The sequence below is a fragment of the Methylobacillus sp. genome, from assembly GCF_036844465.1.
Lineage (GTDB): Bacteria > Pseudomonadota > Gammaproteobacteria > Burkholderiales > Methylophilaceae > Methylobacillus.
On the sequence record NZ_DAIUFW010000004.1, the window covers coordinates 47,958 to 72,290 of the forward strand.

Consider the following 24,333-nt stretch of genomic DNA (forward strand, 5'->3'; position numbering starts at 1 on the left):
CACACCGGGGAGAGATTCATCATGGCCATTTTCCGTTGCAGCCGCTGCAACTTCATCGAGGAACTCGATGCAAAATTAATCGGACAGGATAGACCCTGCCCCAAATGCCAGCACCAGAACAAGGTGTGGGATACGGCATTTTTCGTCAGCAAGTTGCTGGAAAAATATTTTGTCTTGCATCAATCGCTCAAGCGCTTGCAAACCGATCAAGAAGAAGGATCTACTGCAAAACCATTGGAAACAGCCACGCCCCAGGATTTTTCCAATACCGACATGCTGTCAAGTCCCGTCCAGGCCCAGCCTATCCTGACCTGGTTCGAGCGCAAGAAAATCGCCATCGAGATCAATCCCAAGGCAGTGGACACCACAGGCTTTTTCGATGAAATCGCCAACACCATTGCCGATGATTACACAACGTTACGCCCGCTGCTCGGGCAAATCTGCCATGCCTACAAGGAAAACTATAACGGCACCACCATCAAGCTGGCGGACCGCAAGGCCGATGAAGTCGCCCGCATCACCCGTTTCTGCAAGCAGTTGCACGATTATTCCTTCCTGAGCAGGTTGGTGCAGCAAAAATCGGAAAAAAGCCTGCGCCTGATCCTGCAGCCCTCCCCGGTCATCCGTCAGTTCTTCAACGGCATCTGGCTGGAATGGTATGCACTGATGCAGGCGCTGGAATTCACCAGCCAGCGCAACCTGCCGTTTTCCTGCGCACGGAATGCCAAGATCACGCTGCCCAACGCCGATGTGTATGAACTGGACGTATTCCTGCTACTGGATGGTCAAACGCCAGTCTGCATCGAATGCAAGGCGGGGGATTACAAGCAATACATCGAGAAATACCGCCTGCTGAAGAAAAGCCTGGGCCTGCAAAAATCCCAGCTCCTGCTCTGCGTTGTCGACCTGCCGGACGAGTATGCGCAAGGTCTCAGCAGTATGTACGACATCACTTTCACTAATCAGAAGAATCTGCTGACCCACTTGATGCGCCTGTAACCGAAACAAGGCAGGCAAGCTGTGGGAAATTTGCTACCATGAAGGATAACCCTTATCAGAAAAGGAGTATTTGCATGGCAACCATGAAAGCTGCTGTTTTCGTCTCCCCCGGCAAAATAGAACTACGCGACAAGCCCATCCCCGAAATCGGTCCACTAGATGCATTGATCCGCATCACGACCACCACCATCTGCGGCACCGATGTGCATATCCTCAAGGGCGAGTATCCGGTCGCCTCCGGCCTGACTGTAGGCCACGAGCCAGTCGGCATCATTGAAAAACTGGGTTCCGAAGTACATGGATTCAAGATCGGACAGCGCGTCATCGCCGGAGCAATCACACCCAGCGGACACTCCAACGCCTGCCTGTGCGGCATAGGCGCGCAGGATGGCCCCGACACGCCGCATGGCTTCAAGGTGGCGGGCGGTTGGAAATTCGGCAATACCATTGACGGTAGCCAGGCAGAATACCTGCGTGTTCCGGATGCCATGGCTAACCTGAGCGTCATTCCCGACCACCTGAGCGACGAGCAGGTGTTGATGTGTCCCGACATCATGTCCACCGGCTTCTCTGGCGCGGAACGCGGCAATATCAAGATCGGGGATACGATCGTGGTGTTTGCGCTGGGGCCGATCGGCCTTTCCGCCGTGGCAGGCGCCAAGCTAATGGGCGCAACCAAGATCATCGGCGTAGACGCCATCCCTGAACGGCTCAGCATCGCACGCGCGCTGGGAGCCGACCATGTCGTCAACTTCAAGACCCACGACCCGGTGCAGGAAATCCTCAAGCTGACTGACGGACGCGGCGTGGATGTTGCGATTGAGGCGCTGGGCACCCAGCAGACGTTCGAATCCTGCCTGCGCGTATTACGTCCGGGCGGCACCCTGTCCAGCCTGGGCGTGTATTCCACCGACCTGACATTGCCGCTCACTGCCTTTGGTGCAGGACTGGGAGATTTCACGGTTGTCTCAACCCTGTGCCCAGGTGGCAAGGAGCGCATGCGCCGCTTGATGGACGCCGTAGGCTCGGGTCGCGCCGACCTGAGCAAGCTGGTGACGCATCGCTTCAAGCTTAGTGAGATCGAGGATGCCTACGACCTGTTCGCCAACCAGCGCGACGGCGTCATGAAGGTCGCCATTACGCCCTGAGTTCAGGCGCTAGCCAAAAGGATGGCATGACGACCGCTGGTTCCCTTGTTGTCATGCCACTGTACACTTACCACATCTCCCGCTTGCGCATCTGCCAGGTAAAACACCAGCTGCGGATCGCTGGCAATCCCGGTTCCCCATTGCGCTTCCAGCACCTCAAAACCATTATGGCTGACCTGCACCAGCTGGATGAAATGCGCCGCCACCGGATTTCCCGCAGCATCCAGCCTGTGCCCGGTTTCCATGGGGTGATTCATGGTCAACGTAATCTCAGCGATGCCATTCCTTAGGCTGGCCTGCATTTCCATGTCAGCGAATACCTGCCTCACGTCCGTTCTCCCATCTGCCCAATCATCACATGATGGTATGCCTTGTAATATTTCCCATCTGCCTTCACCACTACTTCAACTTTCTGGCTTTGCGCGAGCCGGATACGCGTCATCACACAAGGCTGCGCGCCATGGCTGAAAGTGAAATTAGCCAATAGCGGCACGGGATTCTGACTGGCAAACAAGGCAATCGCCTCGGTGCCAGCCAACCGGCTCAAGACTTCAATCCGCACACTGTCGTTCTCTGCCGCAGAAGTCACAATCTTGATCTCAAAGCCATCACACACTATGCAGCCATCTGCTTCAATGTCTGCAATATCAGGCTGCGCTGGTTTTTGACTTGTCCGCTCACCAATTGCCGCCATTACCTTCCACGGCATGCATAACCCCACGGCCAGCAGCTGCAACAGCGAGCGGCGCGTGATTTTACTGTTGCTTTTCATCGTGTCCTCTTGTCGTCGAGCCGCTGCCGCAACTGGCTGAGGCGCGCCTCCACGATGGATTTTTCATAGAAATCCCCATCCGTCGCCCTGGCCGCCAAATCCATCTGCTCCACCGCGCCACGCAAGTTGTAGCGCCGCGCATAAGCCTCGCCCTGCGCCTGGTGCATAAGCAGGGATTTTCCCTGCATGCTGTAGGCACGCGCCCTCAGTTCATAGAAGTAGGGATCGTCAGGAAACCGGTCCAGCTTGTCCGCAATCAGTTGCAGCAGCTTGTCCAGTTGGCGCGAACCCAGCAAATGGTTGGCATAGTCATAGATCAAGGCACGATGCTCAGGATATTCGCCCAGAGCCTGCAGATACAGTTGCCCGGCTGCCTCAAATGGTTGGCCTGCCACGGCCACCCTGGTCGCCAGAGTTTCTATCAGCGCATTCGCGATGGCATTCTTGCGCAGCCATGCCACCTCCTCCCGTGCACCTGCCAGGTCATTCTTGCGCAGCATCGCCAATGCCATGCCGTAATGCTCGGCAGATTCACTGGCATAACGTTTTTCCTGCAGATTGATGCGGAAAGTGTTGATGGCGCTATCCGCGGTGCCGATATCGGCAAGCAGCTTGGCCTTGATGAAATAAAAATCCGGGCTTTCCTGCGCGGCGCGGAAGCTGGCCTGCTGCTCGACGCGGTTGCGCACATCGGCAATCCGCTCCACCGTCAATGGGTGGGTGCGCAGGAAAGCAGGCGCGCTGCCTTCCGAGAAGCGCGTGCCTTTTTGCAGGGTTTCAAAGAAGGCTGGCATAGCGCGGGTATCAAATCCCGCATCGGTCATGATCTGCAAACCGACGCGGTCTGCCTCGCGCTCATGTTCGCGGGTATAGTCGATCTGTTTCTGGATGGCGCTGGCACCTGACGCCACCAGGGCGCCCGAGGTCAATTGCGGATTGCTGCGCGCGGCCAATAAGGCCAGTGCCATGGTCGCCATGCTGATGACGGAATCATTCTTCTGCTTGGCCAGCATGCGCGCGAGATGACGCTGCACCACGTGGCCAATTTCATGGCCCAGCACGCCTGCAACCTCGGATTCATTCTTCGCTGCCAGCAGCAAGCCGGTATGCACGCCAATCACACCGCCCGGCATGGCAAACGCGTTGATGCTGTTATCCTTGACCACGAAGAAGTTGAAGCGCTGATATTTATCCGGCCCCGCGACTGCCAACCGGTGTCCCAGATCGTCGATATAATCATTGATTTCCGGGTCCTCCACTACCTGGCTGCTGGCGTAGACATCCTTCATGATCTCGTCGGCAATCCGCTGTTCGTCCAGCGCTGACATCACAGTGGCGGAATAATCCCCCAGTTCTGGCAAGCCGTCTGCGAGCGCAATTGGCGCAAAGACGGCAAGGAATATGATTGGATAAAGCGCTTTCATCGTTGCTATGATAGCAACCCATAGTGCCAAGTTCACTAGCACTGTTTATCAGCAGCCCGCACCAGCACGGGAAAACCCGGCGATATGACAGGAATTCGCATGAGCAAACTCACCCATTTTGACGCCAGCGGCCAGGCCCACATGGTTAATGTCGGAGACAAGGCAGAAACCAAACGCATCGCCATCGCCAGTGGCAGCATTCGCATGCAGGCAGATACCTTGGCTGCCATAGAGGCTGGCGACGCAAAGAAAGGAGACGTGCTCGGCATCGCGCGCATCGCCGCCATCCAGGGCTCGAAACGTACCGCTGAGCTTATCCCGCTCTGCCATCCCATTCCCTTGACCAAGGTAGGCGTGGAATTTCAGATAGACCGCACAACACTGACGGTGCATTGCCAGATCACTGCTGAAACCGTAGGCCGCACCGGCGTGGAGATGGAAGCGCTCACTGCCGTCAGCGTGGCGTTGCTGACGATTTACGACATGTGTAAAGCCATGGACAGGGGCATGGTGATCAGCGATATCCGCCTGCTGGAGAAGCTAGGTGGGAAATCAGGACATTGGCAGGCCAGCAATAACATCTGACTCACCCAAGGCAGCTAGCAAAACCAGAAGGGGTTTTGTAGTTGTTCTTAATCTTTCTTGCGTGCGCGAGGATGTGCAGCGTCATACACCTTGGCGAGGTGCTGGAAATCCAGGTGAGTATAGACCTGGGTGGTGCTGATATTGGCATGTCCCAGCATTTCCTGCACCGCGCGCAGGTCGCCGCTGGATTGCAGGACATGGCTGGCAAAACTATGGCGCAGCATGTGCGGATGCACATTGCTGTTGATGCCGCGCTTGAGCGCCCATTGCTTGAGCCGGTATTGGATGGCACGCCCGCTGATGCGCTGTCCGTTGCGATTGAGGAACACGGCTTGGGCATGCTCCGGCGCTGCTGGTTGGCGCACTGCCAGCCAATCCTGCATGGCCTGGATCGCCTGGCTGCCGATGGGCACGATACGTGTCTTATTACCCTTGCCCAGCACTTCTATCGTTCCCTCACGCAGGTTCATATCCCCGATATTGAGTCGGGTCACCTCGGAGAGCCGCAAACCGGAGGAATAAAACAATTCGAGCATGGCCTTGTCGCGGATCGAGAGCATATCCTCAGCCTGCATATCCACCAATTGCACAGCCTGGTCGATGGCCAGCGCCTTGGGCAACGGCCTGGGCGACTTGGGCGCGCGCACGCCATGGCAAGGGTTGGCTGCCGCGCCCTGGTATTTGACCAGATAATCAAAGAATCCACGCCAGCCTGAAAGATGCCGGGCAATGCTCTTGCCGCTCAGCCCTCGGCCATGTAGCGTGGCGATGAAACGGCGGATATGGGATGACTGCAATGCAGCCAGCTCAAGATCGTCCTTGAGTTCGCACAGCAAATCCAGGTCGCGCCGATACTGTTGCACCGTGAGCGGGCTCAAGCCCCGCTCAAATTGCAGATGCTCCAGATAGCGCTGCACGTGGTTCATGTTTTACACGGCAATATGCCGCAGCAGCGCGGCGCTGACCAGTTCGCCGATGCGCTTGAGATAAAGCGTGCCCATATCGGGGAAGAAGCGTTTCTCGTCATCACTCGCCAAGGCCAGCACGCCAAACACCTGTTCCCCCTTCAAAGCCATCACGGCGAAGGAGGCTGGATTCGATTCCACGCCAAACCAGCCATGCAGCGGCATGCCTGGCCTGTTGCCACAATACGGTGTTGCCAGACCCTGCACCCAGCGTTGAAACTCCTGGTCCGAGTTGATGAATGCAGGCAGATTGGCATGTTCAGGATTGCGCGGTGACGCCCACAATCTCAGACCAAGATACGGTACCCCGAAATCCTCACGCATGCTGTGCTCCAGCAAACTCAGCATGATATCAATACGCTCGGTAGCAAGCAGGCCAAGGCTGAGTCTGTGCACCTTTTCGCTGATGGCGTCGTTTTCCTCACCATACTTTACCAGTTGCGCCAGTTTGGCATCCAGCACGCGGATGCGGTCGCGCTGCGCAAGCTGCTGGCGCTCCGCCAAGGAAATCGTGCCCTGCCCATGCGGACTGGGCAGGTAAAGTTCGGCGAGCAAATTTGGGTGATGCTCGAAGAACTGCGGGTTAGCATGCAAATAGCTCGTTACCTGTTGTTCCGTCGCCGCCTGTTCGTTGATCTGGTCTTGTGGTTCCATGCTGTTTCCTTGCAATCGCCTTTAAGGCGGTTAAATATCAATGCTGCCTTCAAATACTGTTTCGGCGGGCCCGGTCATCCACACCGGCTGCCCATCCCCTTGCCATGCAATCGTCAATTCGCCGCCGCGGGCCGTAACCTTGACTGGCGATTGCAGCAAACCACGCCTGATGCCGCTCACCACTGCCGCGCAAGCGCCTGTGCCGCACGCCAAGGTTTCGCCGCTGCCACGCTCAAACACCCGCAGCCTGATGTGGTGACCGTCTGTAATCTGCATGAATCCGGCATTGACGCGCCGAGGAAAACGCTCGTGACGCTCGATTAACGGTCCCAGCTTTTCCACAGGAAATTTCTCTACATCATCGACCACGGTAACGGCATGCGGGTTGCCCATGGACACCACGGAAATTTCCAGCGCCTGGCCGCCAACTTCCATGGTATGCGTCACTGCATCGCTTTCCGCAATGAACGGCACTTCTGCGGGCGCGAAGCGAGGTTCACCCATGTTCACCGTCACCAACCCATTGCCTTCCAGATGGGGAAAGATAATGCCACGTGCCGTTTCCACGCGGATTTCGCGCTTGCTGGTAAGCGCCTTGTCATGGACGAAACGCACAAAACAGCGCGCGCCGTTGCCGCATTGCTCCACCTCGCCGCCATCGGCATTGAAGATGCGGTAGCGGAAATCCGCGCCCTCGACAGTTGGCCGTTCGACCAGCAGCAGCTGGTCGAAGCCGATCCCGAAATGGCGATCGGCCAACCGGCGTATCGTTTTCTCATGCAGGCTGACGGGCTGGCTATATCCGTCGATCACGACAAAATCGTTGCCTATGCCCTGCATCTTGGTAAAAGTGAGTTTCATCTACTACCTTGAGTAATTACTTGCATCATTAATAGTGGCGACCAGCCAACCGGGCACCGCCGTGTTCGTCAAATCCGCTATTGCGGCTTCACGTCCTCACGCGCCTTGCCATGCGGCTTGGGCCTCTTGTACCGGCGATAACTCCACAGATATTGCTGCGGACATTGCCTGACCAACTGTTCGATACCTTGATTGATATTTTCTGGAGTTGGCTCCAACTCCAGCGGATGGACATGAATCACATACCCCCGCCCCCAAGGCAAGCGCTCACCGAACGCCAGCAATACTCTGGCACCAGTCGTTTGCGCGAGCTTGCCCACCAAGGTCATGGTGTAAGCTGGTGTACCGAAAAAATCCGCCCAGGCGCCCTCACCAAATTCAGGCACCTGGTCTGGCAGAATGCCAATCGCTTCCTTTTGCTTCAATGCCTTGAGCAAGCTGCGCACCCCACCCATATTGGTTGGCACCTGCTTGATCTGGCTGCGATTGCGCCCTTCTTCCGTCAATGGCGCCAGCCACTGCTGGCGCGCGGGACGATACAAGACTGTGATCGGATGGCGGGCGGCATAATACAACGCGGTGATCTCGTAACAACCCAGGTGCGGAGTCAGGAAAATAATGCCTTGCCCCTGCGCCCTTGCCGCCTCAACATGCTCCCAGCCATGGCACTCGCGCACCCAAGGCAGCACACGCTCCTGCGGACGGAACCAGATGGCGAAAGTCTCGATCAATCCCTTGCCTGTTTCAATGATGCTCTGCCGCACCAGCTTGCGGTATCCAGCGGGCGATTGGCTGATACCTGCAATATTCAGGTTTTTGCGGGTGCGTCGCCCTACTTTGTTGGAGAAGAAATAAAGGCCCCAGCCCGTCAGCCAGCCTATGCCGTTGACCAGAGGCAAAGGCAACAAGGCCAGGATGCGTAATAATGCTTTAAGCATGTACTTCTTTTTGAAACACCATGATTTTGCTATTCTAACAACCTTTTGCATTTTTGATTTGGCAGGAGTGTATGAGCGAGTATATGTTTACATCCGAATCCGTTTCCGAAGGTCATCCCGACAAGGTCGCCGATCAGATCTCGGACAGCATTCTGGATGCCATCCTGGAGCAGGATCCCACTGCGCGCGTGGCGGCAGAAACCTTGACCAATACGGGATTGGTGGTGCTGGCCGGTGAAATCACCACCACTGCCAATGTCGACTATATCAAGGTCGCGCGTGACGCCGTCAAGCGCATCGGCTATGACAATGCCGATTACGGTATCGATTATAAGAGTTGCTCGGTGCTGGTCGCCTATGACAAACAGTCACCGGATATTGCCCAGGGCGTGGACAATGCCAATGACGACCCGCTCGACCAGGGTGCTGGCGACCAAGGCATCATGTTCGGTTACGCCTGCGATGAAACTCCGCAATTGATGCCATTACCGATCTGGCTCTCGCACCGTCTGATGGAGCGTCAATCGCAACTACGCAAGGATGGCCGTCTGTCATGGCTGCGCCCAGATGCAAAAAGCCAAGTCACGATTCAATATGTAAATGGCAAGCCGCACAAGATCGACACCGTGCTGTTATCCACCCAGCATGCGCCAGATCTCACGCTGGAACAGGTACGCGAGGCTGTCATCGAGGAAATCATCAAGCCTACCTTGCCTGCCGAGCTGATCAAAGGTGAGATCAAATTCCTAGTCAACCCGACCGGACGTTTCGTCATTGGCGGCCCGCAAGGCGATTGCGGCCTGACCGGGCGCAAGATCATCGTCGATACCTATGGCGGCGCGGCCCCACATGGCGGCGGTGCATTCTCGGGCAAAGATCCTTCCAAGGTGGACCGCTCCGCTGCCTATGCCGGACGATATGTCGCCAAGAACATCGTCGCCGCCGGACTGGCCTCGCGCTGCCTGGTGCAGGTTTCCTATGCCATCGGGGTCGCCCAACCTACCAGCGTCATGGTGGAAACCTATGGCACGGGCAAGGTGCCCAATGAGGTACTGACGCAATTGGTGCTGGATCATTTCGACCTGCGTCCCAAGGGTATCGTGCAGATGCTGGACCTGCTGCGTCCAATATATTCCAAGACTGCAGCCTACGGCCATTTTGGCCGTGACGAGCCTGAGTTCACCTGGGAAGCCACAGACAAGGCAGCCGCGCTACGCGCCGCTGCCGGACTCTGAACCAATGGCTGACATAGCTTGATACACCTGCAGATGCAATGCCTATTACTGACTGAACATGCTGAAAAAGATCCCCGTTAGCCAGCTCCGCATTGGCATGTATCTGCACAAGCTTGACGCGTCATGGATCAACCATCCATTCTGGCGCAGCGCATTTCTTGTCTCGCAACAGGCGGATATAGACAAGCTTGTCAGCAGCAGCATCTCCCATGTCATCATTGATACCAGCAAAGGGGATGATGTTGCTGCAACTGAAACGGAAAAAATTGCCACGCCTTCCGTCACCACGCCATCCGCCGCTCCAAAGCAACAGGTAACGGATATTGCTGAAGAGCTGGAACAAGCGGCCCGCACCTGTGCCCGTGCAACCCGCGACGTCAAGAACATGTTTCAGGAGGCACGACTGGGCAAGGCGGTGGATAGCGAACAGGCCATGTCATTGGTGGTAGACATCTCCTCGTCCGTCAGCCGCAACCCTGGTGCGCTCATCAGCCTCGCGCGCCTGAAGAACCATGACGACTACACCTATATGCATTCGGTTGCCGTCTGCGGGCTCATGATCGCATTGGCGATGCAGCTGGAAATGGATGAGGAAACCGTCCGTCTCTGCGGCTTGGCCGGCTTGCTGCATGATATCGGCAAAATGGATATCCCGATGTCCATCATCAACAAGCCCGGCAAGCTCAACGATGATGAATTCATGCTGGTCAAGAACCATCCGCAAGCTGGCCACGCCATGCTTTCCCGCGTGAAGGACCTTCACCCCATGGTGCTGGATGTCTGCCTGCATCATCACGAAAAGATTGCCGGCAACGGTTATCCGCACCAACTGGCAGGCGACCAGATCAGCATCTACGCCCGCATGGGCGCGATTTGCGATGTCTATGACGCTATCACTTCCGAGCGTTCCTACAACAAGGGCTGGCACCCTGCCGACGCCTTGCGCAGCATGGCCGACTGGACCAACGACCACCTGGATAGTCGCATCTTCCAGGCTTTTGTCAAAAGCCTGGGCATTTACCCGGTCGGCTCATTGGTCAGGTTGGAATCCGGCCGCCTCGCGGTCGTGGTGGACAAGAACCCCGCTGCGCTGCTCAAGCCCAAGGTCAAGGCATTCTTTTCAACAAAATCCAATACCCATATAAAACCGGAAATCATCAACCTTTCCCATCCCGGCTGCCAAGACAAGATTACCGCGATCGAACACCCGGAAGATTGGCATTTCCCGGATATCAACCAGCTCTGGACCAACGGCATCGACTATCCTTGATACAGGGATGTCATCAATATGCCAAAACCACTATAATGCCGCTTCTACCGAGGAACGTTGCAAGGACGGAAATTCTCCCCAGGCTCGGTACCGCAGCCATCGCTGCGTAAACGACGTTCACCAGATTGACTCATGCTGGTCATGAAGATGGTGAAACGTCGCGAACTCTACAATCTCGCCCCTTCATTGCTGGTCATATTTTTCCCGCGGACGCGCATGTCCGCGCAGTTCAATGCTTTAAAGGATGAATTACTATGGCGAACGCCCAAGACTATGTCATTGCCGACATCAACCTGGCCGAATGGGGCCGTAAGGAAATCAAGATTGCCGAGACAGAAATGCCCGGCCTCATGGCGATCCGTGAAGAATACACCGCCACCAAGCCGCTGCGCGGCGCTCGCATCACCGGCTCCCTGCACATGACCATCCAGACCGCCGTGCTGATCGAAACGCTGCGTGACCTTGGCGCGGAAGTGCGCTGGGCTTCCTGCAACATCTTTTCCACTCAGGATCACGCAGCAGCAGCAATTGCGGCGCAAGACATCCCGGTATTTGCCGTCAAGGGCGAGACCCTGGATGAGTATTGGGACTATACCCACCGTATTTTTGAATGGGCCGATGGCGGCTACAGTAACATGATTCTGGATGACGGCGGCGATGCCACCCTGCTGTTACATCTGGGCACGCGCGCCGAATCCGACGCCACTATCCTCAACCATCCTGCCAGCGAGGAAGAGACCAGCCTGTTCCAGGCAATCAAGGCCAAGCTCGCCCAGGATCCGAAGTGGTACTCCACCCGCCTGTCCAAAATCATCGGCGTGACCGAGGAAACCACTACCGGTGTGCACCGCCTCTACCAGATGCACAAGGAAGGCAAGCTGGCATTCCCGGCAATCAACGTCAACGACTCCGTCACCAAGTCCAAGTTCGACAACCTGTACGGCTGTCGCGAATCCTTGGTCGACGGCATCAAGCGCGCCACCGACGTGATGGTGGCTGGCAAGATTGCCGTGGTGGCAGGTTATGGCGATGTGGGCAAGGGTTCAGCGCAGGCACTGCGCGCGCTGTCTGCACAGGTGTGGGTAACAGAGATCGACCCGATCTGCGCGCTGCAGGCTGCAATGGAAGGCTATCGCGTAGTGACCATGGACTATGCCGCCGAACATGGCGACATTTTCGTTACCGCCACTGGCAACTATCATGTGATCACCCATGAACATATGAAGCGGATGAAAGACCAGGCCATCGTCTGCAACATCGGCCACTTCGACAACGAAATCGAGGTTGCCGCGATTGAGCAATACCAGTGGGAAGAAATCAAGCCACAAGTGGATCACGTGATTTTCCCGGATGGCAAGCGCATCATCCTGCTGGCCAAGGGCCGTCTGGTGAATCTGGGCTGTGGCACTGGCCACCCCAGCTATGTCATGAGCTCGTCCTTCGCCAACCAGACCATTGCGCAAATCGAGCTATTCACCAATACTGGCAATTATCCAGTCGGCGTTTACACCCTGCCAAAACACCTGGATGAAAAGGTCGCCCTGCTGCAACTGAAAAAGCTCAATGCGCAACTGACCACACTTTCTGATGAACAGGCCGCTTATATCGGCGTCAACAAGCACGGCCCGTTCAAGCCAGATCACTACCGCTACTAAACCCATGCCCGGCACTTGCCGGGTGCACGCAAGGAGAATGGCAAAATGAAACTATTGATCGTCTGGTTGTTGAATGCATTGGCCCTGCTGGCAGTGGCCTACCTCATGCCTTCCATCCATGTGGCAGGCTTTGGCAGCGCCCTGATCGCAGCGGCGGTTATTGGCCTGGTCAATATGCTGGTCCGGCCTGTGCTGGTCATTCTGACCTTGCCGGTCACTGTCCTCACGCTGGGGCTGTTCCTGCTCGTCATCAATGGCTTGCTGTTCTTCTTCGTGGGCCACATCCTCAATGGGTTCGCGGTAGAGTCCCTGCTGTCCGGCATTATCGGCGCCGTACTCTACAGCCTGATCTCCTGGGCGTTGATCGCCCTGATATTGGGCACCAAAGATTAAGACAACACTTTCTTGTAATAGGCTTTAAATGAACGCAGCTCCCGTGATTAGCTTTGAATTTTTCCCGCCCAAGACTGCGGATGGCATGGATAAACTGCGTATCGCCCGCGACCAGCTGGCAGCCTTTGCGCCGAAGTTTTTCTCTGTCACCTTCGGCGCAGGCGGCTCCACGCGCGACCGCACCTTCGAAACCGTCATTGATATCCAGCAAGCCGGTTACGAAGGCGCACCGCACCTCTCCTGCATTTCCGCCGACAAAGCAGAAATCCGCGCCCTGCTGGCGCAATACCAGTCGCAAGGCATCAAGCGGTTGGTGGCATTGCGCGGCGACATTCCCTCCGGCGAAGTGAGTAACGGTGATTTCCGCTACGCCAGCGAGCTGGTGGAGTTCATCCGCACCGAGACTGGCGAATGGTTTCAGATCGAAGTGGCAGCCTATCCTGAGTTCCACCCTGAATCCTCTTCGCCAAGCGCTGATATCCGGCACTTCAAGTGCAAGGTAGATGCAGGCGCTGATGCGGCCATCACACAGTATTTCTACAATGCGGATGCCTATTTCCGTTTTGTGGACCAATGCGACAAGCTGGATATCAGCATCCCCATCATTCCCGGTATCATGCCTATCTACAACTTCACACAGCTGGCACGATTTTCCAGCGTCTGCGGCGCGGAAATTCCGCGTTGGCTGCGCTTGAGGTTGCAGGACTACGGCGACGATCTCGCTTCCCTACGCGCTTTCGGTATGGATGTAGTTGAGGACTTATGTGAACAACTGCTGGCGGGCGGAGCGCCTGGTCTGCATTTTTATACCCTGAACCAGGCAGGCACCATCTCCACTATTCTTGAACATCTGGGTGCCCGGAAAAAATAGAACAATATGCGCCGGAGGCCGGATCGCCTCCGGGCAATATATTGAGACTCAGTGCAATGTCGGCTGATTGTCGCTGAACATGGCATCCTCGACAAACAGATACTCGCTGGCCTTGTCATGGTTCCACAACACCATCAATACGATCCAGCGTAATTCATCCATATCGATTTCAGGCTGTAACAGCGCCATCGCGCGGTCTATCACCAGCTCGCGCTGGGCTGGAGTCAATACCTTGGCCTGTTCGAGGAACAACATGAAACTCAAGCCATCGCTGCCTATCTTTTTGATTTCAGCCGCGCTATAAACACGGAACCCTGCTGCATCAAACTGCGGCTCCCCGTCTTCGGACATTGATTCCAGGGTGTGGTACCAATCAAACGCGCCCTTGATATCTTCCTGGTTGAATCCAGCAGCAAACAACTCCTTGGAAATTGTTTCTTGGTCGGGATGGGTATCTGACTCAAAGTAATTTTCAAACATATACACCAAGACTTCGAACATATATTCCCCAATCAAAATTATCCGGGCAATCCCGTGCGCGATTGCTATCCATTAGACAGCCCACAGAATCAGGCGATGCGCTGGAAACGTCCGCCCGGTAGAGTAGAAACCTTACCTTCCAATTCCAGCATCAACAGCATGGCGGAAAGGCGTTCCATCGTCAAGCCGCTTCTTGCCGCCAATATATCCATGCTGACCGGGTCGTAACCGATGACCTCCAGCAACGGTTCCTCCTGTTGCACATCACCAGGCTGATCCACCATGAACGCAGCAGGAATGGCTCTGGCAGACCATTTCATCTCATCCAGAATATCCTGCATATCATCCACCAGCTTGGCGCCCTGCTTGATGAGCTGATGGCAGCCCTTGGCCTGCGGAGAATGAATGGAGCCAGGAATTGCAAATACCTCACGCCCCTGCTCCACTGCCAGGCGTGCCGTAATCAACGAGCCGCTTTGCAGACTGGCCTCCACCACCAAACACCCTTGGCTCAGGCCGCTGATGATACGGTTGCGGCGCGGAAAATTCTGCGCACGGGAAGGCGTCCCCAATGCAAATTCGGAAATGATCAATCCATGCTCGGCAATCTGGTGCGCGAGGTTGCGATGGCGTGCCGGATAAACAACATCCATCCCGGTGCCAACCACCGCAATCGTCGCACCGCTTGCCCGCAACGCACCTCTATGCGCCGCGCCATCTATTCCCAACGCCATGCCGCTCACTATGCACAGGCCTTGTCTACTCAGGGCGGCCGAAAATTCCTCGGCATTTTTCTCGCCTTGCGGACTGGCATTGCGACTGCCCACCACGGCAATGGATGGCACATTGAGTAACTCCAGCCTGCCTTTTGCATACAAAAAAGGTGGTGGATTAGGAATATCAAGCAGGGATTGCGGATAACTTGCATCCGCCAAGGTGACAAAATGGTTGTTCGGCTGTTGCAGCCAGGCAGAAACCATCCCCTGCAACGCAAAGTCAGGCCCTTTCGCAATCTCACTCACAACAGCCGCTGGCACAATATCCCGCAGCTGTTGGTGGCTGGCGCCATAGATTTTCTCGGGAGAGCCAAAAGCTGCCAATAACTGGCATATGCCTTGATTGCCAAGGCCGGGCACCAGACTCAGGCTGACCCAGAGCCCAGCCTCTTCATAGGTGGTGCTGTTTATGGCGTCTCCACCACATCCAGCACATTCACTGGCTCGGTGCCCTGCATGATGAGGGCGTAGGAAATTTTGTCAAAAGTGCGGAACACCATCGCCAGCCCAATCCGTTCATTGGGCAAGACAATGTTTTCCGGTTCTGTTGATTGCTTGTTCTTCTTGTCATGCTTGGGGTTTTTGATCACTCGACCGCTGCGATTGATCGCCAGCACATGCCCTTGCTTCAGGCCATCATTCTCGCCGCGACTGATCGCGATAATGGTATTGCGTCCCGCTTCGGCCACTCCGCCATAAATCGAGAGGATGCGCCCCTTGATTGCGCTTTCCGGCGCTCGCGGGATAAAGTTGGTCTGCAAGCTCTCAGGAGCCGCTACCAGTTTGTCGTCTGCAAAAATCTCTTCCTTGGCGCTGACGATCTCGCCGCTGGCAGGCTCGCCATACTTGGTGATTCGGGCGTCGCCCAGATAGATCGCCTCTGTGCCGAGCACCGCCTTGGTTTCAGGGTCGATATACGTCTTGCCGGGACGATAGATATTCCAGAGCGTGCCTTCCCCCTCAGCAATTTTGTCCACATAGACACGCGTGCCAGGACTCAATACCACACGGTTTTCCGGTCCCGCGATAATGCTGGGCGCATTCTTGAGATCATCTTTCTCGATAATCAGCGGCTGGCTCAGGAAAGGCGCAATGACATTCGGCGCAATGGCAGGAATTGCTTCTGCCTGGAGTTGTTCGGTACGGATATCCGGCGACAGGCTGACTTCAGGATTCGCCATGGTTTCACGCAGCAATTGCAGCCGGGGAGAGCCACTACTTATGTCCAGCACTACAACATCGCCGGGATAGATCAGGTGCGGATTCCTGATTTGGTCGCGGTTCATGTTCCATACCTGCGGCCATTGCCAGGGATCTTTGAGGAATCGCCCGGAAATCCCCCACAGGGTATCGCCCTTGACGACCACATAGCGTTCAGGATGGTTGGCTTGCAGCTTTACCTCATCGGCCGTGGCAGGCAAAATGGGGCAACAGAGCATAAGCAGCGTTATAATGTGTTTATACATAATGTATATTACGGCAGGCGCAGAGATTCTTTTAGTATTCTGTAACTTGCACTGGATTCTGCATTCAATCTATTCAACAAGCAAGCACTTATGGCGATTTTAAATATCCTGACTTATCCTGATCCGCGCCTGCACAAAATCGCAGCCCCGGTTGAGGAAATCAATGAAGACATCAGGCAGTTGGTGCGCGACATGGCTGAAACCATGTACGATGCGCCGGGCATTGGCTTGGCCGCTACACAGGTAGACGTCCACAAGCAGGTCATTGTCATGGACCTGTCCGAAGACAAATCAGAACTCAGGGTATTCATCAACCCCAGAATCCTCGCCAAATGCGGCAACCAGGATTATGAAGAGGGTTGTCTCTCCGTTCCCGGCGTTTACGAAACCGTCACGCGAGCAGCGGAAATCACCGTGGAAGCCCTGGACGAGCATGGCAAAGCATTCACACTGGAAGCTGAAGGCTTGCTTGCGGTCTGCATTCAGCATGAAATGGATCACCTCCTGGGCAAGGTATTTGTCGAGTACCTGTCCGGCCTCAAGCAAAACCGCATCAAAAATAAACTCAAGAAACGCCAGCGCGAACGCGCTTGATTACCCTATCACTCCATGAAAATCATTTACGCCGGAACCCCGGAGTTTGCCGTGCCAGCCTTGGCAGCGCTCATCCAGTCATCCCATGAAGTCAGCCTGGTGCTGACCCAGCCTGACCGTCCTGCAGGACGCGGTATGAAGCTCAAGCCCAGTCCGGTCAAAAGCCTGGCGCTGGAGCATGGCATCGCGGTATTGCAACCGGAAACGCTCAAGGATGAAGCAGTCCAAGCCAGGATCGCCGCCGAGAAGGCCGATGCGCTCATCGTAGCTGCCTATGGCCTCATCATTCCCAAAGTCGTGCTGGATATGCCACGTTATGGCTGTTTCAATATTCATGCTTCGCTCCTGCCCCGTTGGCGCGGTGCAGCACCTATTCAACGCTCCCTGCTCGCCGGAGATACAGAGACCGGCGTCACCATCATGGAAGTCGTGCCAGCGCTGGATGCGGGCGCCATGATCTCACGCGGCTCCCTACCAATCACGGAAAGCGACACCGCCCAGACCCTGCACGACGCCCTTGCCAATATCGGCGCCGGGCTCATGTTGCAGGCAATGGATAAACTGGCCCAAGAAGGCCGGTTGGTGGCAGAGCCCCAAGATGAGTCTCTCGTCACCTACGCGGAAAAACTGCAAAAATCAGAAGCGGCCATCGACTGGCACAAAAGCGCGGAAGAGCTATCCCGGCAAGTGCGTGCCTTCAACCCGTTCCCGATTGCCCAAAGTGCGCTCAAGGGTGAAACCTGCCGCATCTGGATGGCGCAGGCACTGCCTGGAAGCGCCGCACCGGGCACTATTGTGGCCGTGGACAATGGCATCGTCGTTGGGTGTGGTCATGGCCTGCTGAGGATTGATGAATTGCAGATGCCTAGCGGCAAGCGCCTGAAGGCACGGGATTTTCTAGCTGGAAATCCGCTCGCGCCAGGTGAAAGTTTCAGCAGTTAGCATTCTCAGCCAGTCCCGCAAGAAACCTGAATAAGCGCTTGAATTTTCCCCTTCCATGACTATCTAAAAGGGTGAACAAGCAGCTGTCACAGCTAATGCTGCAAATATGAATTCAAGACTGGAGTAAATTAATAATGGTAGGTAACTGGTTAAAAACATCCATCCTCATGGCGGGGATCGTCGTGCTGTTCGGCACCATCGGCGCAGCACTGGGTGGGGCGAGCGGTATGCTGATCGCGCTGCTGCTGGCGGGTGCCATGAACGTATATGCTTATTGGTTCTCCGACAAAGCCGTACTCAAGATGTACAACGCCCGCGAGGTCGACGCTTCCACCGCGCCCGAGTTCTACAACATGGTGCGTGAGCTGGCGCAGAATGCCGACCTGCCCATGCCCAAGGTCTATATCATCAATGAAGACCAACCCAATGCCTTCGCCACCGGGCGCAACCCCGAGAATGCCGCCGTTGCCGCTACTACCGGCATCATGCGCATCCTGACTCAGCGCGAGTTGCGTGGCGTTATGGCGCACGAGCTAGCGCACGTCAAGCATCGTGATACATTGATTTCAACCATTTCCGCCACCATTGCTGGCGCCATCTCCTCTATTGCGCAATTCGGCATGCTGTTCTCGCACGACCGCGACCGCGGTGTGCATCCCGCAGTTGCGCTGCTGATCATGATTGTGGCGCCGATTGCGGCCATGTTGATCCAAATGGCCATTTCACGTGCGCGCGAGTTCGAAGCAGACCGTGCCGGCGCGGAAATCAGCAAAGATCCGACCGCACTTGCCGCCGCCTTGCAAAAAATCCATAACTACGCACACAAGATACCAATGGAAACTGCCGAGCAACACCCCGAAACTGCGCAGATGATGATCATCAACCCATTGTCCACGGACGGCATCAAGGGCCTGTTCAGCACTCACCCGCAAACCGAGGAACGCATCAAACGCCTCATGGCAATGGCAGCCTGATCCATGCAAGTCTCGCAGCAGCTTGCCGCGCAAGCAGTCGGGCAAGTGCTTGCCGGGCGCAACCTTTCGGTGGTGCTGGAAGAATTGTTCCAGCACCACCGCAACATTACTCCGCAGCAACGCGCCGCCAGCCAGGACCTAGCTTATGGCACATTGCGCTTTTACGCTCGCCTCGAAGCCTTGCTGCAGCAATTGCTGCAAAAGCCATTGAGCGATGCTTTCATCCATCACCTGTTGCTGGTCAGTCTCTATCAGCTTAGCTATGACAAGGCCGCAGCACATACCATCGTCAACCAGGCAGTGCTTGCCGCCGCAAAAACCCGCAAAAGCTGGGCCAAGGGACTGGTGAATGCCGTGCTGCGCAACTTCCTGCGCCAGCGCGACATACTGGAACAACAGCTTGCTGACAACGAAGTCGCACAATATTCCTATCCGCAATGGTGGATCAACAAGCTCAAGCAACAGTATCCGCAACACTGGCAATCCATGCTGGAAGCAGGCAACCAGCATCCTCCCATGACATTACGCACCAACCGCCGTCATGGCGATGCAGGCAGCTACCTGCAACAGTTGCAACTGGCAGGGCTGGAGGCTCATGTGCTGGATAAACAGGCCGTCATGCTGAAACGCCCTGCGCCAGTCCACCAGCTCCCTGGTTTCGCCCAAGGCCAGGTTTCAGTGCAAGACTGGGGCGCCCAGCTAGCTGCGCTGGAGCTGGAGGCCGCAGACGGCATGCGCGTGCTGGATGCCTGTTGCGCCCCAGGCGGCAAGACCAGCCATGTGCTGGAATTGGCGGATGTGCAAATGACAGCCATGGACCACGATGCCCAGCGGCTGCAAAGAGTGCGGCAGAATCTGGACCGCCTGAACCTGCACGCCACGCTGCTGCAAGGTGACGCCAGCACCCCTGATACATGGTGGGATGGTGTTCCCTATGATCGCATCCTGGCCGATGTGCCCTGCACCGCATCGGGAATCGTGCGGCGGCATGTCGATATCAAATGGCTGAGGCGCGAATCAGACATCGCCACATTTGCCACACAGCAGAAAATGATCCTGCAGGGCTTGTGGCAACTGTTGGTAAAGGGTGGTAAATTGCTTTACGTCACATGCTCGGTCTTCCATGAGGAAAATCAGCAGCAGATCACGCAGTTTCTGCACTCCCAGCCGGATGCGCAGCTACTATCCCTGAAACACACCCTGCTACAATCCAGCCAAGGACAATTACTTCCCGGTACAGAACATGACGGCTTCTTTTATGCTTTGCTGCAAAAAACTTAGGCTGTTCTTTTTATTGCTGTTCTTTTGCAGTACCACTTCCGTCCTTGCCAATCCCAGCAGCGTATCCATTGATTCTGCTGAACTGATCGCCGCCGAGAACGGCGCCTATCTGCTCAATGCCGACTTTAACCTGGTGTTGAGCCCTGCGCTGGAGGAAATCGTCAATAAGGGCCTGTCCCTGAATTTCCTCGTGGAATTCCAGTTGGTTTCCCCGCGCCGCTTCTGGTTCGATGATGAAATCGCCAGCCTGACCAGCCAAATATCACTCACTTATCACGCACTATCACGGCAATATCTGGTTAACCGTGATGGCTACCAGCTTGCCTTCTCCAGTATCCAGGAAGCCAAGAATGAAATTGCCCGCATCAGAAATTGGCTGGTGCTGGATGAGAGCATTTCGCTGAAAAAAGGTAAGGATTACCAGGCCAGGCTGCGCATGCGCCTGGATCAATCCAAGCTGCCCAAGGCATTGCATGCGGACACCCTGAATTCGGAAGACTGGAATATGGCCTCCGAATATTATCGCTGGACACCCGTCATCTCACAGTAATCGCCATGAAGTATATCGTTCTGATCAGCGCAGTTTTGGGAGCGGTACTGCTGTATCTGCTTTCCCACGCCAGCACCCGCAGCGCTTCTGCAGGCAATTACTATAACCTGCTCCTGATCCTCAATGTAGCGCTGGCAATTGCGCTCATCATATTGATCGGTCTGCAGCTTTGGCGACTGTATCGCCAAATGCGCAACAGCATCATGGGCAGCCGCCTAACACTGCGCCTGCTCGGCAGCTTCGCCCTGATGGCAATCATTCCCGGCGTCATCGTCTATGCCGTCTCGGTAAATTTTCTCATGCGCTCCATTGAATCCTGGTTCAACGTCAAGGTGGAGGCCGCGCTCGAAGGCGGCGTGCGCCTGGGCCAGAGCGCGCTTGATATCATGCTTTCCGACCTTGAGGACAAAGCCGAGACCATGGCGTTGTCGCTGGCATTCCAGCCGGGCAACCTGCACCTGAGCGCGCTCAACGACCTGCGCGAGAAAAGCGGCGTGCGCGATGCCGTGCTCCTGACCTTGCAGGGCCGCATCCTGGCCTTCTCCAGCAGCGATCCTTCCAGCTTTCTGCCGGATCTGCCCAGTGTTCCGCAACTACGGCAAGGCCGCCAGCATATTTACGGCATCATTGAGCCTATCCTGGGCAAAGGCTTATACCTGCGCGTGCTCGCTCCTGTCACGATGAATGATATGGCGGGCGAAACCCGCGTACTGCAATTGCTGCAACCTGTCCCCAAATCCCTCTCGGAAACAGCAGAAGCGGTTCAGGGCGTCTATGAAGACTATCAGGAGCTATCCTTCAGCCGTGAATCGCTCAAGGAAGTATTTGCACTGACCCTGACGCTGGTATTGATGCTCGCCATGCTTTCTTCCATTGCCATTGCCTTCCTGCTCAGCCGCAGGCTCTCGGCCCCGCTGGGAATTTTGGCTGAAGGCACACGCGCCATTGCCCGCGGCGATTACAGCACGGTATTGCCCGCCCACGGCAAGGATGAACTCGGTATCCTGGTGCAATCGTTCAACAGCATGTCATACCAGCTCAACGAAGCCACCCAGGCTGCTGACCGCAACCGTATCCGCCTGGAAGCCGCTCACGGTTATCTCGAAACCATTCTCGCCCACCTGTCCTCGGGAGTATTGGTGCTCGGCGAACATGGGCAATTGCGCACCTTCAACTATGCTGCTTCCCATATTCTCGGCGTCCAGCTCAATGCGGACACATTGAACCAGCCATTGGAGCTACTTGCCCACCAGCAGGAAACGCTGGCCAGCTTCGTCAACCGCATCCAGGTCTATTTCAAGGCCGACCCTGCCGCAGAATGGCAGGAACAACTGGAAATCAGCACCAGCCATGGCAAACAGGTATTGCTCGTGCGCGGCACGCGCCTGCCCGACGGGCCCGATGGCGGCTTTGTCGTGGTGTTCGATGACATCACACAGATGGCGCAAGCCCAGCGCGATGCCGCCTGGGCAGAAGTGGCCCGCAGGCTGGCCCACGAGATCAAGAATCCGCTTACGCCTATCCAGCTTTCCGCCGAGCGGCTTGAACACAAACTGGCAGCCAAGCTGGATGCGCCAGATGCGGAGATGCTGAGCCGGGCCACGGCCACCATTGTCAGCCAGGTCAATGCCATGAAAACCATGGTCAACGAATTCAGCGAATACGCGCGCCTGCCTGCGCTCAGCCTCGATACGGTAGACCTCAGGCAATTGATCCAGGATGTGCTGGGTTTATATGAAGCAGGCCATGTCAGCATCACCCTGGATATTCCTGCAGAACTGCCCAAGGTACATGGAGATGCCACCATGTTGCGCCAGGTGCTGCACAATTTGCTGCAAAACGCGCAGGATGCGCTGGAGAAAACCCCGCAGCCCGAAATTACCATCTCCTGCCACTTGGCCGATGAGCGTGTCAGATTATGCGTCATGGACAATGGTAGCGGGTTCCCGCTGGAAATACTGTCCCACGCATTCGAGCCGTACATGACAACCAAGCGTCACGGCACCGGCCTCGGGTTGGCCATCGTCAGGAAAATCATTGAAGAGCATAAAGGCAGCATCAAGGTGGAAAACCTGGAAACAGGCGGCGCGGCAGTAATCATCACCATACCAATAGCGGAGCGCAAGCAATGACAGCAAGGCAAGTGCTAGTCGTGGATGACGAGATCGGCATCCGCGAATTGTTGAGGGACATTTTGCAGGACGAGGGGTATCAGGTGCGCCTGGCGGAAAATGCCGCAGAAGCCCGTACCTGGCGCCAGCAGGCTCGGCCCGATCTAGTGTTGCTGGACATCTGGATGCCGGATTGCGATGGCATCAGCCTGCTCAAGGAGTGGAGCAACAACGGTTTGCTGACCATGCCTGTGGTCATGATGTCCGGGCATGGCACCATCGACACAGCAGTAGAAGCCACCCGTATTGGTGCATTCGATTTTCTCGAAAAACCCATCGCGCTGCAAAAACTGCTCAAGACGGTCAGCGCCGCGCTCAAGCATGGCGAGCAACTGCCGCGCTCCGATATGAACTTGCTCAACCTGGGCAAAAGTCCCGTGATCTCGGAACTGCGCCAACGCCTGGAGCAGGTAGCCAACCTGAAATCATCGCTGCTCCTGATCGGCGCCCAGGGTAGCGGCCTGGAACTCTGCGCCCGCTTTCTCCACCACCCGGACTCACCCTGGCTGGAACTGACCGAAACCGAGCGCTTGGCCTCCGCCCCGCTGGAGGTGCTGGAACAGGTCAGCGATGGCTTGATCTTCCTTCCCGAGGTAGCCGATCTCAACAAGACCGAGCAGAAAGGCCTGCTGCTCATGCTGGGCAAGGTAGAAAAATATAACGTGCGCGTGGTCTGCGGCACCGCGCGCGCACTGCCTCAGCTGGTGGAAGATAGCTTATTCGACAGCAACCTGCTGCAGGCGCTTTCTGTCACAGCCATCAGCGTGCCTGCCCTGGAAGACCATCGTGAGGATATTCCCGACCTGGCCCGTTCCATGGTCACGCTCATGGTGGAAACCAGCGACGCCGCCTACCGGGAGTTTGATATTGCCGCGCTCAACGCCTTGCGCAATGCCGACTGGCCCGGCAATCTGGCCCAATTGGACAGTGTGATCCGCAACCTGGTGCAGACCTCGCTGGGAGAGAAGATCACCCTGGCAGACGTCAACCGGGTCATCGGGCAATTCGCGCAGATGTACCAGGAAAATGGCGCAGACAATGCTGTCGCGTCGTCTGTCATCGACTTGGATCAACCGTTGCGGGAAGCCCGGGACGATTTTGAGCGCATGTATTTTGAACACCACATTACCAAGGCAGGCGGCAACATGAGCAAGGTGGCGGAAAATGTGCAACTGGAACGCACCCACCTCTACCGTAAACTCAAGCAGCTCGGGGTTAAGCCAAAATAGTTAACCCGGCGCTGGTCATCGCACCTTTACTCGAACTGTGCGATCACAGGCAATAAAAAACCCGCCGAAGCGGGTTCTTTATTAGTTCAAACCTAAGAAA

The 24,333-nt window shown here is 56.0% G+C and carries 25 protein-coding genes and 1 riboswitch; of the genes, 15 read left to right on the forward strand and 10 right to left on the reverse strand.

The genetic code is table 11. The annotated features are described in order from the left end of the window. Window positions 1-21: 21 nt before the first annotated feature. Together V7Z75_RS06595 and V7Z75_RS06600 are read left to right on the forward strand one after the other, a co-directional pair. A complete protein-coding gene (locus tag V7Z75_RS06595) occupies window positions 22-999 on the forward strand; it encodes a hypothetical protein (protein WP_334107838.1) in 978 nt (325 codons plus the stop codon). A gap of 74 nt (window positions 1,000-1,073) precedes the next feature. Next, window positions 1,074-2,147 (forward strand): NAD(P)-dependent alcohol dehydrogenase, encoded by a 1,074-nt coding sequence (locus V7Z75_RS06600; protein WP_334107839.1) that lies wholly within the window; start codon window positions 1,074-1,076, stop codon window positions 2,145-2,147. 2 nt (window positions 2,148-2,149) lie between these two features. Here the strand turns inward: V7Z75_RS06600 and soxZ are convergent, their stop codons facing one another. Genes soxZ through V7Z75_RS06615 form a run of 3 tightly spaced genes read right to left on the reverse strand, consistent with a single transcriptional unit; the run spans window position 2,150 to window position 4,343 of the window. Continuing rightward, complete coding sequence (gene soxZ, locus V7Z75_RS06605; RefSeq protein ID WP_334107840.1) at window positions 2,150-2,476, reverse strand: thiosulfate oxidation carrier complex protein SoxZ; 327 nt, start codon at window positions 2,474-2,476, stop codon at window positions 2,150-2,152. After that, on the reverse strand, window positions 2,473-2,919 hold the full coding sequence (locus tag V7Z75_RS06610) for a thiosulfate oxidation carrier protein SoxY (protein ID WP_334107841.1): 447 nt from the start codon (window positions 2,917-2,919) through the stop codon (window positions 2,473-2,475). Before V7Z75_RS06610 ends, soxZ begins: the two co-directional genes overlap by 4 nt. Next, complete coding sequence (locus V7Z75_RS06615; protein WP_334107842.1) at window positions 2,916-4,343, reverse strand: beta-barrel assembly-enhancing protease; 1,428 nt, start codon at window positions 4,341-4,343, stop codon at window positions 2,916-2,918. The genes V7Z75_RS06610 and V7Z75_RS06615 overlap by 4 nt, the downstream gene beginning before the upstream one ends. 99 nt (window positions 4,344-4,442) lie before the next feature. Between V7Z75_RS06615 and moaC the strand changes: the two genes are divergently transcribed. Beyond that, a complete protein-coding gene (moaC, locus tag V7Z75_RS06620) occupies window positions 4,443-4,928 on the forward strand; it encodes a cyclic pyranopterin monophosphate synthase MoaC (RefSeq protein ID WP_334107843.1) in 486 nt (161 codons plus the stop codon). A gap of 47 nt (window positions 4,929-4,975) precedes the next feature. Here the strand turns inward: moaC and xerC are convergent, their stop codons facing one another. The 4 genes from xerC to V7Z75_RS06640 all read right to left on the reverse strand — a co-directional run bounded on the left by xerC (window position 4,976) and on the right by V7Z75_RS06640 (window position 8,397). Further along, window positions 4,976-5,854, reverse strand: coding sequence for a tyrosine recombinase XerC (gene xerC / locus V7Z75_RS06625; protein ID WP_334107844.1), 879 nt, complete (start codon window positions 5,852-5,854; stop codon window positions 4,976-4,978). A 3-nt stretch (window positions 5,855-5,857) separates the two neighbouring features. Further along, complete coding sequence (locus V7Z75_RS06630) at window positions 5,858-6,547, reverse strand: DUF484 family protein (protein WP_334107845.1); 690 nt, start codon at window positions 6,545-6,547, stop codon at window positions 5,858-5,860. Between the two features lie 30 nt (window positions 6,548-6,577). After that, entirely contained in the window at window positions 6,578-7,408 is an 831-nt protein-coding gene (gene dapF / locus V7Z75_RS06635; protein WP_334107846.1) for a diaminopimelate epimerase, read from the reverse strand. Between the two features lie 77 nt (window positions 7,409-7,485). After that, on the reverse strand, window positions 7,486-8,397 hold the full coding sequence (locus V7Z75_RS06640; RefSeq protein WP_334107847.1) for a lysophospholipid acyltransferase family protein: 912 nt from the start codon (window positions 8,395-8,397) through the stop codon (window positions 7,486-7,488). A gap of 20 nt (window positions 8,398-8,417) precedes the next feature. Here V7Z75_RS06640 and metK point away from each other — a divergent pair, with 20 nt between their 5' ends. The 5 genes from metK to metF all read left to right on the forward strand — a co-directional run bounded on the left by metK (window position 8,418) and on the right by metF (window position 13,770). Continuing rightward, on the forward strand, window positions 8,418-9,581 hold the full coding sequence (gene metK, locus V7Z75_RS06645) for a methionine adenosyltransferase (RefSeq protein WP_334107848.1): 1,164 nt from the start codon (window positions 8,418-8,420) through the stop codon (window positions 9,579-9,581). A 58-nt stretch (window positions 9,582-9,639) separates the two neighbouring features. Next, the gene (locus tag V7Z75_RS06650) at window positions 9,640-10,851 is read left to right on the forward strand and encodes an HD-GYP domain-containing protein (protein ID WP_334107849.1); all 1,212 of its coding nucleotides are present in this window, start codon (window positions 9,640-9,642) and stop codon (window positions 10,849-10,851) included. A gap of 43 nt (window positions 10,852-10,894) precedes the next feature. Continuing rightward, a riboswitch (S-adenosyl-L-homocysteine riboswitch) is annotated at window positions 10,895-10,977 on the forward strand. Between the two features lie 128 nt (window positions 10,978-11,105). Further along, window positions 11,106-12,506, forward strand: a complete 1,401-nt coding sequence (gene ahcY, locus V7Z75_RS06655) for an adenosylhomocysteinase (protein ID WP_334107850.1) — start codon at window positions 11,106-11,108, stop codon at window positions 12,504-12,506. 45 nt (window positions 12,507-12,551) lie between these two features. Then, on the forward strand, window positions 12,552-12,899 hold the full coding sequence (locus V7Z75_RS06660; protein WP_334107851.1) for a phage holin family protein: 348 nt from the start codon (window positions 12,552-12,554) through the stop codon (window positions 12,897-12,899). Window positions 12,900-12,927: 28 nt separating this feature from the next. Continuing rightward, complete coding sequence (metF, locus tag V7Z75_RS06665) at window positions 12,928-13,770, forward strand: methylenetetrahydrofolate reductase [NAD(P)H] (RefSeq protein ID WP_334107852.1); 843 nt, start codon at window positions 12,928-12,930, stop codon at window positions 13,768-13,770. A gap of 48 nt (window positions 13,771-13,818) precedes the next feature. Here the strand turns inward: metF and V7Z75_RS06670 are convergent, their stop codons facing one another. The 3 genes from V7Z75_RS06670 to V7Z75_RS06680 all read right to left on the reverse strand — a co-directional run bounded on the left by V7Z75_RS06670 (window position 13,819) and on the right by V7Z75_RS06680 (window position 16,492). Further along, entirely contained in the window at window positions 13,819-14,271 is a 453-nt protein-coding gene (locus tag V7Z75_RS06670) for a DUF494 family protein (protein WP_334107853.1), read from the reverse strand. Between the two features lie 68 nt (window positions 14,272-14,339). Further along, on the reverse strand, window positions 14,340-15,437 hold the full coding sequence (dprA, locus tag V7Z75_RS06675; RefSeq protein WP_334108075.1) for a DNA-processing protein DprA: 1,098 nt from the start codon (window positions 15,435-15,437) through the stop codon (window positions 14,340-14,342). Beyond that, window positions 15,434-16,492: a LysM peptidoglycan-binding domain-containing protein gene (locus V7Z75_RS06680; RefSeq protein ID WP_442919890.1), complete on the reverse strand. Its 1,059-nt coding sequence runs from the start codon at window positions 16,490-16,492 to the stop codon at window positions 15,434-15,436. The genes dprA and V7Z75_RS06680 overlap by 4 nt, the downstream gene beginning before the upstream one ends. A gap of 90 nt (window positions 16,493-16,582) precedes the next feature. Here V7Z75_RS06680 and def point away from each other — a divergent pair, with 90 nt between their 5' ends. The 7 genes from def to V7Z75_RS06715 all read left to right on the forward strand — a co-directional run bounded on the left by def (window position 16,583) and on the right by V7Z75_RS06715 (window position 24,233). Then, on the forward strand, window positions 16,583-17,086 hold the full coding sequence (gene def, locus V7Z75_RS06685; protein ID WP_334107855.1) for a peptide deformylase: 504 nt from the start codon (window positions 16,583-16,585) through the stop codon (window positions 17,084-17,086). A gap of 15 nt (window positions 17,087-17,101) precedes the next feature. Beyond that, window positions 17,102-18,028, forward strand: a complete 927-nt coding sequence (fmt, locus tag V7Z75_RS06690) for a methionyl-tRNA formyltransferase (RefSeq protein WP_334107856.1) — start codon at window positions 17,102-17,104, stop codon at window positions 18,026-18,028. Window positions 18,029-18,162: 134 nt separating this feature from the next. Further along, complete coding sequence (gene htpX, locus V7Z75_RS06695; protein ID WP_334107857.1) at window positions 18,163-19,002, forward strand: zinc metalloprotease HtpX; 840 nt, start codon at window positions 18,163-18,165, stop codon at window positions 19,000-19,002. 3 nt (window positions 19,003-19,005) lie between these two features. Continuing rightward, window positions 19,006-20,283 (forward strand): 16S rRNA (cytosine(967)-C(5))-methyltransferase RsmB, encoded by a 1,278-nt coding sequence (gene rsmB / locus V7Z75_RS06700; RefSeq protein WP_334107858.1) that lies wholly within the window; start codon window positions 19,006-19,008, stop codon window positions 20,281-20,283. Beyond that, window positions 20,246-20,833, forward strand: a complete 588-nt coding sequence (locus V7Z75_RS06705) for a DUF4390 domain-containing protein (RefSeq protein ID WP_334107859.1) — start codon at window positions 20,246-20,248, stop codon at window positions 20,831-20,833. The genes rsmB and V7Z75_RS06705 overlap by 38 nt, the downstream gene beginning before the upstream one ends. Window positions 20,834-20,838: 5 nt before the next feature. Next, window positions 20,839-22,965: a sensor histidine kinase gene (locus V7Z75_RS06710; protein ID WP_334107860.1), complete on the forward strand. Its 2,127-nt coding sequence runs from the start codon at window positions 20,839-20,841 to the stop codon at window positions 22,963-22,965. Then, entirely contained in the window at window positions 22,962-24,233 is a 1,272-nt protein-coding gene (locus V7Z75_RS06715) for a sigma-54-dependent transcriptional regulator (RefSeq protein WP_334107861.1), read from the forward strand. Before V7Z75_RS06710 ends, V7Z75_RS06715 begins: the two co-directional genes overlap by 4 nt. The last annotated feature ends 100 nt before the right edge of the window (window positions 24,234-24,333 follow it).

What these genes read in the sequence shown, in the direction of transcription:
- V7Z75_RS06715 (WP_334107861.1), top strand. Translation starts at nt 22,962, where the DNA reads ATGACAGCAAGGCAAGTGCTAGTCGTGGATGACGAGATCGGCATCCGC.
- moaC (WP_334107843.1), top strand. Translation starts at nt 4,443, where the DNA reads ATGAGCAAACTCACCCATTTTGACGCCAGCGGCCAGGCCCACATGGTT.
- fmt (WP_334107856.1), top strand. Translation starts at nt 17,102, where the DNA reads ATGAAAATCATTTACGCCGGAACCCCGGAGTTTGCCGTGCCAGCCTTG.
- htpX (WP_334107857.1), top strand. Translation starts at nt 18,163, where the DNA reads ATGGTAGGTAACTGGTTAAAAACATCCATCCTCATGGCGGGGATCGTC.
- metK (WP_334107848.1), top strand. Translation starts at nt 8,418, where the DNA reads ATGAGCGAGTATATGTTTACATCCGAATCCGTTTCCGAAGGTCATCCC.
- V7Z75_RS06650 (WP_334107849.1), top strand. Translation starts at nt 9,640, where the DNA reads ATGCTGAAAAAGATCCCCGTTAGCCAGCTCCGCATTGGCATGTATCTG.
- ahcY (WP_334107850.1), top strand. Translation starts at nt 11,106, where the DNA reads ATGGCGAACGCCCAAGACTATGTCATTGCCGACATCAACCTGGCCGAA.
- dapF (WP_334107846.1), bottom strand. Translation starts at nt 7,408, where the DNA reads ATGAAACTCACTTTTACCAAGATGCAGGGCATAGGCAACGATTTTGTC.
- V7Z75_RS06600 (WP_334107839.1), top strand. Translation starts at nt 1,074, where the DNA reads ATGGCAACCATGAAAGCTGCTGTTTTCGTCTCCCCCGGCAAAATAGAA.
- rsmB (WP_334107858.1), top strand. Translation starts at nt 19,006, where the DNA reads ATGCAAGTCTCGCAGCAGCTTGCCGCGCAAGCAGTCGGGCAAGTGCTT.
- V7Z75_RS06640 (WP_334107847.1), bottom strand. Translation starts at nt 8,397, where the DNA reads ATGCAAAAGGTTGTTAGAATAGCAAAATCATGGTGTTTCAAAAAGAAG.
- V7Z75_RS06610 (WP_334107841.1), bottom strand. Translation starts at nt 2,919, where the DNA reads ATGAAAAGCAACAGTAAAATCACGCGCCGCTCGCTGTTGCAGCTGCTG.
- def (WP_334107855.1), top strand. Translation starts at nt 16,583, where the DNA reads ATGGCGATTTTAAATATCCTGACTTATCCTGATCCGCGCCTGCACAAA.
- V7Z75_RS06660 (WP_334107851.1), top strand. Translation starts at nt 12,552, where the DNA reads ATGAAACTATTGATCGTCTGGTTGTTGAATGCATTGGCCCTGCTGGCA.
- V7Z75_RS06630 (WP_334107845.1), bottom strand. Translation starts at nt 6,547, where the DNA reads ATGGAACCACAAGACCAGATCAACGAACAGGCGGCGACGGAACAACAG.
- V7Z75_RS06670 (WP_334107853.1), bottom strand. Translation starts at nt 14,271, where the DNA reads ATGTTCGAAGTCTTGGTGTATATGTTTGAAAATTACTTTGAGTCAGAT.
- xerC (WP_334107844.1), bottom strand. Translation starts at nt 5,854, where the DNA reads ATGAACCACGTGCAGCGCTATCTGGAGCATCTGCAATTTGAGCGGGGC.
- V7Z75_RS06710 (WP_334107860.1), top strand. Translation starts at nt 20,839, where the DNA reads ATGAAGTATATCGTTCTGATCAGCGCAGTTTTGGGAGCGGTACTGCTG.
- V7Z75_RS06615 (WP_334107842.1), bottom strand. Translation starts at nt 4,343, where the DNA reads ATGAAAGCGCTTTATCCAATCATATTCCTTGCCGTCTTTGCGCCAATT.
- metF (WP_334107852.1), top strand. Translation starts at nt 12,928, where the DNA reads ATGAACGCAGCTCCCGTGATTAGCTTTGAATTTTTCCCGCCCAAGACT.
- V7Z75_RS06680 (WP_442919890.1), bottom strand. Translation starts at nt 16,492, where the DNA reads ATGTATAAACACATTATAACGCTGCTTATGCTCTGTTGCCCCATTTTG.
- V7Z75_RS06705 (WP_334107859.1), top strand. Translation starts at nt 20,246, where the DNA reads ATGACGGCTTCTTTTATGCTTTGCTGCAAAAAACTTAGGCTGTTCTTT.
- V7Z75_RS06595 (WP_334107838.1), top strand. Translation starts at nt 22, where the DNA reads ATGGCCATTTTCCGTTGCAGCCGCTGCAACTTCATCGAGGAACTCGAT.